This window comes from Christiangramia sp. OXR-203, assembly GCF_034372165.1.
In the GTDB taxonomy this organism is placed as follows: domain Bacteria; phylum Bacteroidota; class Bacteroidia; order Flavobacteriales; family Flavobacteriaceae; genus Christiangramia.
Genome location: NZ_CP139698.1, coordinates 2,999,629 through 3,010,147 on the forward strand (window position 1 = coordinate 2,999,629; position 10,519 = coordinate 3,010,147).

A 10,519-nucleotide genomic window follows, 5' to 3' on the forward strand; every position below is an offset into this window, starting at 1 on the left:
GTTTCGGTCCCTACACCGAACTTTTTTATTTTATCTCCCTCCTATTTCTTTTAGCTTGTCTACATTCAAAGGTTTCGATAGAAAACCTGCCAATCCAGGAAAATTATCAAATCGTTCTTTATCTGAAAATGCGATAGACGAGGTCACGATGTAAATTTTTGTATGATCGTAAACTTCTGGATATTTAGATTGCAACGCCTCCAGAAATTGCCAGCCATCCATTAATGGCATATTTATATCCAGCAACATCACTGAAGGTAAATTCTCTTTATTGTCACTATAATACTTCAGCGCCTCTTTAGGAAACTGGTAAAATTCCGCCAGTTTGAACATCCCAGATTTTTCTATATATCGGCTAATAATCATTTGATAGGCCTCATCATCGTCTATCACTGCTATCTTATCTATCATTTAAAAAAAACTTTAAAAGTTGTCCCTTCTCCCGGAGTACTTTCCACATCAACTGAACCTCCCATAGCCTCTACCTGGTTTTTTGTAATAAAGAGACCTACACCACGACCGTCTTTTCTACTGGAAAATGTTTTATAGAGTCCGAAAATCTTCTCACCGTAAGCCTCCATATCAATCCCAATACCGTTATCCTGAACTTCAAGTACCCACCGTTCATTTTGCTGATAGCCAGTAATAATAATTTCAGGAGTTCTGGATTTTTCAGTGTAACGAAGTGCGTTGGTTAGAAAATTTAATAGTACACTTTCCATATAGGCCGCGTTAAAAGAAACCACCATCTCAGCTGGAACTTTATTTCGAATCCTAGCCTCCTTCCTGTTGATCTGCGGAATAAGGATCTCCAAAGTACTTTCCAGTGTTTTCCTAACATTAATGCTTTGAACGCCAATATCCATATTGGTACTAATGGAGACCACTTCGTTCAAATCATGCAGAGACTGGTCGAGATTCCCGGATACCTTCTGAAGCAATTCTATATACTGATCCTTTTCCTCTACTGAATCCTCTTCGGTATACAATTCCAGAATAGATTGCATATTGCTGGCATGAGATCGCAAATTGTGTGAAACTATATAGGCAAAGTTCAGCAGACGTTTATTCTGCTCCATCACCAATTCATAAGATTTCACAAGGTTGAGCTCCGCCTCACGCTTTTCTGTAATATCCCGAAGGTTCACCACGAATCCATTCACATTTTGAACATCCAGCATATTGGTTAGCGTCGCATTTACCCAGAACCAGTGGTCTTCCGCATTTTTTACCCGAAGGATGATATCTGCAATTGGCAGGTTTGGCTTCGTATAGGAGTACTCGATCTTTTGTCTTAATAAGTCATGATCATCTGGATGAATATAATGCAATACTCCATAAGCGGTAAAATCGATCTCTTCATATTTGGAGACCTTAGCCAGTGAAGGAGAATAATAACGAACGCTATTTTCTGTATCCACGATAAGTATGATCTCATCGCTATTTTCCACGAGGGCCCGGAAGCGGTTTTCATTATCGATCAATAACTGCTTTGCTTCCATCCTGGCAGAAATATCTTCGATAAGGGCAATCTGTGAAGTTGCCTGCTCACCTTCAGCCCATAACGGGGAAACACTTAAATTTATCCATATGATTTCCCCATCGCTTCTAATGAGTCGTTTCTGCAGACTGTATTGATTGATCTCATTATTCCTGAGTTTTTCAATGAGTTCAATATTCCTTTGGTTATCATCGGGATGGGTGATATCAATATGAGATTTACCAACAAGGTAGTCTTCAGGATAACCTAGTAATTGCTGAAATTTCTTATTAGTCTCCAGGATGAGCCCGGTGTTAGTATCAAGTCGGGCCATCCCGATCGCTGCCTGATTAAAAATGGTTCTAAAACGCTGCTCACTTTCAGCCAGTTCTCCTGCCTGCGACTTCATACGCTGCTGCATGATAACAGGACGTTCCAAAACCTGGTAGAGAATATAAGCTATCGCTCCTCCCAGGAAGAGGATTAGTAAGGCAACCGGGATAAGTCTTAGAAATGGCTGGTGTAATGACTGCGGAATAATATATAGACGCCATTCTCCATCTGGCAGAGTAATCACTTCAGAATAGCTTTCGTGAAGATCTGGTCTTGACTGCAGGAAAAATTCTTCCTTTTCTGAAACCGGGTTTAACTTCGAAAACTGAAACTGATAATCATCACCTGATAATTCGTGTATTCCCGATTGGTGCATCAAATTATCGAACTTTATGATCACCGCAACGAAGCCCCAGAAGTCATTTTTTATAAAAACAGGTAATCGTCCAACTACAGCAAGACCACCCTGTTTCAGTTCGAACGGACCAGCGAAAAACATACGTTTACGTTCGATCGCTTCAAGGGCTTCCTGATTACGGGTAGGATCCTCAAGAATATTATAATTGATCGCATCCTTGTTCTCCTCAAATGGATATACTTTGGTGATGACACCATCGGGTACGATCTGGATTGCATCAATATTTGGATTGTTATCTACCAACTGAGATGCAATGAGCTCAAAATTATCAATTTCACCCTTTTCGTCGATCTGCAAGGCTAATGAAAGGGCTGCGGAATAACTCTATTTTAGAGATTGGTCAATATTCTGACCTACTACATCGATTATATGAGACATTTCAGTCTGCCTATCGTCTAACAGCATCTGGTAACGCTGCCAAAGCATAAAAAATCCCAGGATCACAAGCAACAGCGCACTCGCCAGGGAGATCAGCAAAAGTTTCAGGTTCAAACCTGGTGAATTAGGGTGTTGGTTATTTTTTGACATTCACTGGATTCAGGCCTGTTGAACGAGACTTTGAAATGTTAAGATTCAAATATAGCTAAATATGTATAACTTATTCAGGAAAGAAAAAGAGGTAGTAGTGATATTAAAAAACCCGGCGAATAGCCGGGTTTGTATTAGGTGATCTATAAGCTTACCAGAACATAGCCTTACCTCTTAACTTATTCCAGAAGCTTTTTTCCTCCTGACCGTAGACGTAGCCATATTTGTTCCCATAACCAAAGTTTGATAATTCTACATCGTTCAGCACAAAGCCAACATCATGTAATTTTCCATCACGTTTCGCGTCCAGTGCAAATTCCTGTAATTTTTTCTCGGTGTATCCAGCTCTTACCATGTATAAAGTGAGGTCCGCATATTTATTGATCAGGAACGTATCTGCCACCAGCATAGAAGGTGCTGTATCCACGATTACATAATCGAATCCTGTTTCCAGCTCTGCAAACATCTGTGCAGATTTGTCCAGTCTCCATAGTTCAGCCGGGTTCGGAGGAATACTTCCTGAAGAAAGAAGACTTAAATTAGAGTGTAAAGCAGACTGCTTAATAAGATTCTCCAGACTATGCGAGTTGTTGATCAGGTAATCACTAACTCCAAGCATACTTTTGGTCTCAGCTTCATATCGCTGTAGCTGAGGGTTTCTAAGATCGGCTCCTACAATTACTACTTTTTTACCAGTGTTCGCTAGGGTCACCGCCAGATTGAATGCAGCAAACGTCTTACCTTCACCTTTTACAGTAGAAGTAATAAAGATCTTTATACCTGTTTTCTTATCACCTTTATTAGCAAGAAGATATTGCAAATTGGTATGAAGTATTCTAAAGGCTTCTGCAAGAATAGACCTGTCGATTTTACTATCTACAAGGTCTTTATCTCCACGTTTCACTTTAGGTATCTCTCCCACAACAGGAATCTCCTTTGCAACTTTGTCCAGATCTGCGCGATTCTGAATTTTATTGTTTAGCAGTTGACTTATATATATGATCAGGAAAGGAATCAACATTCCCAGGATCAATGCCGCGAGCAATATGATCTTTGGTTTTGGGGATACCGGCTGATCTGAGCTATAGGCACTATCAACGATCTTTGCTTTCGGTGCTGTTACCGCAAGACTTAAAGAGTTTTCTTCTCTCTTCTGAAGTAGAAAAAGATAAAGAGATTCCTTTATGTTTTGTTGTCTCTCTATGCCTCTGTATAATCTTTCTTTACCAGGAACTGCTGAAATTTTTGAACCTATCACTGCACTTTGCCGGTTAAGATCTTCCTGTGCAATTTTCATATTGTCACGCATACGCTGCAAACTCTGCAGAACATTGGCTTTGATCTGGTCGATCTGGTTATTAAGACTAATCACAATCGGGTTTTTTGCGGTAGATCCACTAAGTATACGATTACGCTCCAGCACAAGATCATTATACTCCTGGATACGCTGATTAACAGATTGCTCAGAAATCCCAAGATTAGCAGGTAAAAGATCACCTTCAGAACCGTTACGCAGATACTCGATCATGGCATTGGCCAGTTCTACCTGAGTACCCATTTCCTGTTGCCGCTTATTAAATTCGCTGGCATTTTCTATAAACAAACTGGACTCCGCCTGAATATCGGTCAGGTTATTATCCTGTTTAAATTCTTCTTTTCCGGTTTCCACACTATCAAGCTCTTCATTGATGATGGATAAACGCTCATCGATGAACTTCGCAGTATTACGGGCAACCAGATTTTTATCTTCGATCGCCTCACGGTTATATTCCAGGATCAATTGATTAAGAATATCCCTTGCTTTAGCTTTAACGGGGTCTTCAAGTGAGAGTTCGATAAGACTCGAATTCTTATCGGTTAGATTCACCATCACTTTACTACGATAAACTGAAGCTACTCCTTCAATAGTACTAAACTGGATCTTAAGATCTGAAACTTCAGAAGCTCCTTCATCCTGAGGATTCAGTACAATAGTTGCGAAACCAACATCTACCGGTACACCTGGTTTGGCCTTTAAGGTTTTTCCACTTCCAGAATTTGTAAGTAGAAATTCATTAGCACTCCTGCTAACATGAAATTGGCTATATTCAGATTCCGGAAGATCTTTTAATTTTTGCTCGTCCAGTTTAAGGATTTGAACAAGGACAGGAGAATTCAGATATACTTCCTTCGCCGGGATTCCAGACTCATCTATGTACTGAACATTTAATTGTAATGCCTTGACAACTTCCGTCATCATACGGCGTGACTTCAGGATCCCGATCTCATTTTCGATGCTGTTGGTACCCATTCCAGAGAGAAGTCCAAGATCTACGAAAGCCGACATTTCCGAAGATGCTCCTTTGCTGTCTTCATCTTTAATGATGATACTGGCAGTCGTATTATAACTGGCAGTCGTAAATTTAAGGTAGGTAAAAGCGAGGGCAACGCACACGATCACTGCCAGAAGAAACCATGGCCAGTATTTTAAATACTTTTCCAGTTCTTCTCTTAAATTGATCTCTTCCTCCTGAGGTCTGGGCGTATATTGGGGTGTTTGTGACATTTTCTAATTTGTTATTAATACCACGAGTGAAATAAGGACAGACGCGATGGAAATATAAACTCCTGCATTACGATTATAACTGGCACTTTGCAGCTGTGCACCATTTGGTTCCACATAAACCACATCATTTTGCTGAAGTGTATAAAATGGAGAATCCACTACTTCTGGATTGGTAAGATCCAGGTATTCATAGGTCTTTTTACCACCATCTTCACGCATGACCAGTACATTCTTTCTTTTTCCATAGATATTTAGATCTCCGGCCAGTCCAAGTGCTTTTGGAAGCGTAAGATATTCATCCCGAACATCAAAAGTTCCCGGACGGTTCACTTCTCCCAGCACGCTAACCTGGAAGTTTACCAATCTGATATTTACGATAGGACTCTGTACATATTCGCTAATAGAATCTTTTAATTTATTCTGAAGCTCCTGCCTGGTAAGACCAGCTACGTTGACAGTTCCAAGTACTGGAAATTCTATATTCCCATCTCCATCTACCAGATACGTTTGTAACTGTTGTCTTCCTATAACCATCAATCCATTGGTAGCACCCTGCTCTGGCATCCCCATTACCGGGAGATTAAAAGGCATCGCTGCAGCCTGCTCCGGAGCAGATACAACAACGGTCAAAAGATCGTTAGATTTTAATTTGAGACTTTTATCTATATTTTCTTCCAGTCGCTCTCCGGCCTGTTCCAGTCCCTGGAAATAAACTATTTCCTTTCTGGAAACACAGGATGAAAGCAATAGAAGGCAGGTGAAAATCTGAATGAATTTAAAGATCTGGGGATACTTCATAGGTTCAAAACTTTGGCGCGAATATACTATTCTTTAATTTTTCTTTCACAATTATTTAACATCAGACTAGGTGTTCGCTTATCTTAACTCTCCAAGGAAACGAACCCAGTCCTGGTGATAATTTCTCAGGACATTAGACAACCTGGGCATTCCAATTCTGTAAGAAGCCGCAACCGGTTGTTCATTGTTATAGGTATACTCATACCTATATTCTTCAGTAGTTCTAAGCTCCATCTTCTTCCCGCGAAGAATAGAGCCGGGAAATAAGCTAAATGCAAACTGAAAACCTCCGGTAGTTCCTATATCTGTTCTGGAGGCATACAATCCTACCTCAGCCTGCGCAAATTGTTTGATGAGATCCAGCCGAACTCCTTTATCCTCATACAGGAACTGTCCCGCACTTAATTTCAAGCTGGTATTCTGAATTCCTGTTCGCCACTCGGTATCGGCTACCAGGTAGAGTTCATTCATAGAAGTACTATATTTCTCAAAACCATTGAGCCAGTAGAATCCGGTTAATCCTGCACCAAGACCAAAACTCCAGTTAGATCTTAGATCAGCATAACGATATTCGAGATCCAGACCATACCGGTCATTGTAAAAACCACCAACACTGGCTGCTATAAAATGATCATTCCACGGCTGGTTGAAATAGTGCAGCATCGTAGGAGCAGCTCGTAACTTCATCCCCTGGTTATCATAATTATTGTTTACCGGAATGCTCAGTCCAGTTTGAAGACTAAGACCTCTGGCGAAATAAATCCTTGTATCTAAAATGATATTGAACTTCGTCTGGAAAGGATCTGTATAAAAACCAAAGCGATTAGCCAGCCTGGGTTGAATACGAAACTGCCAGCGATAGTTTTTAAATGGCTTATTAGCCTCTTGATAAAAACTACGCAACTCTTGCTCGACCTCCAGAATTTGAAAGTCTTCTGAATAACCAGCCACAAGATTATTGTGATGAAGTGGAAAATATTCATATTTTTCTTCTGAAGCTTTAGGATTCATGGCTTGGATCAAACTGAAGCCAGGATTTCTATAAATGCGATTTTCAAAGATCACTTGCTCACCTTCTACGGAAGGATACAGCAAAACATTTTCAAAACCAGACTGTCGCAGACTATCCTTAAGTTGTTGAGAGGAGGCTTCCGCAGCAAAAACTAACAGCACGATAAAAGCCAGTATCCTATTCATCAGTTCTAAGCTTTTGCGGTAACAAATCCAGTTTAAAATTCACAGAAGCCGAATAGCTGAATTCTTTAAGTTCATAACTGGTTAATTGCAGGCTCAACCAATTTAAAGGAGTTACAAATAAACCTGCATTTATAGTATTAGAGTCGTGCTCGAGCATAAGTCCGCTCCAGGCAACCGGCTTGTATATAATAGATCCAAAAAATCCTGATAAGTAATTAGTATCCAGAAAATCTGATTTCTTTTCCACAAAAACATCGAAGTAGCTGTCGGAGTCTTTTTCTCTACGGAATACGTAGGGAGAACCATATCCAGCTGATACTTGGAGATCTCCCAAAGAGTGTTCGAAGTTTTTAGTTAATACAATATAATCATGGGAGAGATAGGGAGCAGCAGAACCTGGTGGTGAGATACCAAAAACGATAGCTGGTACCCATCTTTTTTCATTCAGTAACTTAATTCGAAGATCAAACTGGCGATCGCCAATTCCTAGCCTGTTTTGCTCAGCTATTTCTCTTCTATAGGCAATGCTCAGGTTAGCGGCCAGGAAAGTAGTAAAATTAACCCGGGCGTTGTAGAAGTAAACCTCATCCCCTATTTCTCGTGTAAACATGCTGTATTCCCCTGGCAATCTTGCTACGGAGAGACCCAAAGGTTGTTCCTCCAGCCACAATGCTGTAGGAGTATTTACAGTACCAGGCTTTCCCATGATGTTCACCTGGGAAAATACTGAAGTAGATAACAATAAAAATATATACCTTAAGCTTAGCAATTTATAGATATAAAAACTGCCCTAATCATCAATAATCATTGTGAAAGGGCAGTTATAGATTGATCATTAAATATTAGTTACCACCACCCTGGTTATGACAGGTATTCAAGGCTGTATTTAATACGGTTAAAGCTCTGGTTCTTATCTGTTCAAAATTACCATTTGCAGTATTTTCAAGACTTAAGATCTGGGCAGTGATTCTCGCCAGGTTCTCGGTCAATCTTTGTGCTACTAAAGCGTTGGCTGCAGAATTCCATTTAGAAACATCAGATTTTCCTTTGATCAGGTAAAGTACCGCATACTTTCTAAGTGCAGCAGCACGAGCATCATCATCGGTCGCCTGTGCATAAGCCAATAGTGCTTTGGAAGCAGTCGCAATCTCAGCAAGGTAAGTTTGAGTTCCAGCAGTAATATTAGTCTCAGCAGATTCCTTTATAGTATTAGCATTGGAAACCTTATCATTTTCATAATTGGTGATTTCTTCCAATTGTGAAGCAAGTGTTGCTGTAGGCTCTTCAAGGGCAGCATCAAATGCCTCATTCGCAGCATCATAACAAGGTCCTTCCTGAAAAGTTTCACTAAATTCATTTTTTGAATCCAGGTCAAGTCCGTTTCTGGATAGTGCAGAAGCTGTATCAAAATCTGCACTAAAATTGATCGTTGGCAATAATGCCAGAACATCTGCCGGAGCATTCTCCAGTGCTGTTGCTGCTTCAGCAAGATCACCATCCAATGAACTCATAGCAAGGATCTCATCTATACGAGCATCGGTTAAATTTGCTGCCTCATCCTGAACTCCGGCGGGTAAGGTAGCCGCAAAATTATCTGCTGTATTTAAATTCGCCTGGGTTTCTGCGCTAAGATCTCCACCGGCTTCCAAGTCACTAAGTACATTTGCTGTAGCTTCTGATTGTTCTACTCCTCCAAGATCTACTTCTTCTAAAGTGATCTCTTCGATATCAAGTTCAGGCATTTCACCTATATCTTCGAATTGTTCTTCGAATTCAAATTCTTCCGGAGTGTTGTCATCGTCGTTGCTACAGTTAGTTAGCATAAGACCTGCAAATGCAAGACTTACATAAAGCGCAGGACGCGCAAGTACATTGGTAAAGCTATGTTTCATAAAATTGGTTTTAAAAAAAGATTAATTGAAATTGAAGTTGAGTATAGTTAGAATTAGTAGTTAAGATTTAATAGATCGACGCTGCACGCAATACTTTTCGAAGTTTAATTCGTACCCCATTTGGCCGCAGTGTAATATGTTCTTTGTAGTATTCAGCTCTTTTTTTAAGGGTTTCAAAAACCAGAGCCATAAAAACAAAACCGACAAGCATTAGTCCCGATAATAACATACTATTAAGGTATGGTCCCGCTAGTATATAAACGCCCACTACCCCAAGATTTATAAAACCAAGACTCATGCTTGCCTGCACATGGCTCATTTTATTATCTAGCATGACATGATGTAAATGATTACGATCTGCTTCAAAAGGACTTTTCCCATTTCTAAGCCTGATGATCATCACCCTAAGAGTATCAAACACTGGTAAAAAGAGAACAGATAATAAAAAAAGAGGTCTGTTTTCAGGCATAAATCCTTCCGCCATCATTTCAGGAGAATGTTTCATTACCAGGATCTTTAAACTAAGAAAGGCAATAATAAACCCTATGATAAGCGATCCACCATCTCCCATAAAGATCTTTCTACGGGAATTTGAAAAATTAAAGCGTAGGAAGGCCGCCAGAATTCCCACAACGCTTATACTTATCAAAACATAGTAAGGCTCTTTTACCGTAAAAAATACGAAAGAAAAAACACTGCATATGACGATCCCTGCAATACTTGCCAGACCATCGATACCGTCAATAAGATTGTAAGCATTGATGAGAGCAACAACTATAAAGAGTTTTAAAATATAGCCTGCTATAAGTGGCAAGTTACCAATCCCTAGAAATCCATTAAGACTTTCCAGATGCAACTCGGGTGAGAATATGATAAATCCTGCAGCAAAGACCTGGCTAACCAGCTTCAGTTTTGCGGTAGATATTACCAGATCGTCTTTAAGTCCAGCCATAAAGAGTAAAGTAAGCCCAATGATCAAATGATTCCCGGTAAAGGAAGTTCTTAAGCTTTGGAGCAAACAAATGATGAGAATCAAGACTACAAAGAAAGCCACCCCTCCAAAAGCGGGAACTTTAAGTGTATGTGAACTACGATGATTGATCTCGGTTACCAGTCTTTTTTCCTGGCTAACCCATAAAACCTTCGGTATAAAATACCAGGTAAGGATAAAGGCTAACAGGAAGGTAGAAGCAGTAAAGAAACCGAAATTGCTATGGAAAAGATCCAGAAGCACCTGATGGTCTAAAATATTCATTCTAAATAGATTATAGGGTTAAATACAATTTAACCTGCATCTTGTAGGGAGATATGGTTTTTGGTCGATTAAT

The 10,519-nt window shown here is 39.9% G+C and carries 9 protein-coding genes; all 9 read right to left on the reverse strand.

Annotated elements, in window-relative coordinates; genetic code table 11:
• Positions 1–30: 30 nt before the first annotated feature.
• Positions 31–411, reverse strand: a complete 381-nt coding sequence (locus T8I65_RS13805; RefSeq protein ID WP_322301144.1) for a response regulator — start codon at positions 409–411, stop codon at positions 31–33.
• Positions 408–2,528 (reverse strand): PAS domain S-box protein, encoded by a 2,121-nt coding sequence (locus T8I65_RS13810; protein ID WP_322301145.1) that lies wholly within the window; start codon positions 2,526–2,528, stop codon positions 408–410. Before T8I65_RS13810 ends, T8I65_RS13805 begins: the two co-directional genes overlap by 4 nt.
• A gap of 27 nt (positions 2,529–2,555) precedes the next feature.
• Positions 2,556–2,759 carry a hypothetical protein gene (locus T8I65_RS13815; protein ID WP_322301146.1) on the reverse strand — a complete coding sequence of 68 codons (204 nt, stop codon included), beginning with the start codon at positions 2,757–2,759 and terminating at the stop codon, positions 2,556–2,558.
• 151 nt (positions 2,760–2,910) lie between these two features.
• Complete coding sequence (locus T8I65_RS13820; protein ID WP_322301147.1) at positions 2,911–5,304, reverse strand: GumC family protein; 2,394 nt, start codon at positions 5,302–5,304, stop codon at positions 2,911–2,913.
• Between the two features lie 3 nt (positions 5,305–5,307).
• Positions 5,308–6,102 carry a polysaccharide biosynthesis/export family protein gene (locus tag T8I65_RS13825; protein ID WP_322301148.1) on the reverse strand — a complete coding sequence of 265 codons (795 nt, stop codon included), beginning with the start codon at positions 6,100–6,102 and terminating at the stop codon, positions 5,308–5,310.
• Positions 6,103–6,180: 78 nt separating this feature from the next.
• A complete protein-coding gene (locus T8I65_RS13830; protein WP_322301149.1) occupies positions 6,181–7,299 on the reverse strand; it encodes a YjbH domain-containing protein in 1,119 nt (372 codons plus the stop codon).
• Entirely contained in the window at positions 7,292–8,041 is a 750-nt protein-coding gene (locus T8I65_RS13835) for a YjbH domain-containing protein (protein WP_322301150.1), read from the reverse strand. Before T8I65_RS13835 ends, T8I65_RS13830 begins: the two co-directional genes overlap by 8 nt.
• Before the next feature lie 100 nt (positions 8,042–8,141).
• Entirely contained in the window at positions 8,142–9,191 is a 1,050-nt protein-coding gene (locus tag T8I65_RS13840) for a hypothetical protein (protein ID WP_322301151.1), read from the reverse strand.
• Between the two features lie 67 nt (positions 9,192–9,258).
• Complete coding sequence (locus T8I65_RS13845; RefSeq protein WP_322301152.1) at positions 9,259–10,446, reverse strand: MraY family glycosyltransferase; 1,188 nt, start codon at positions 10,444–10,446, stop codon at positions 9,259–9,261.
• Between the last annotated feature and the right edge of the window lie 73 nt (positions 10,447–10,519).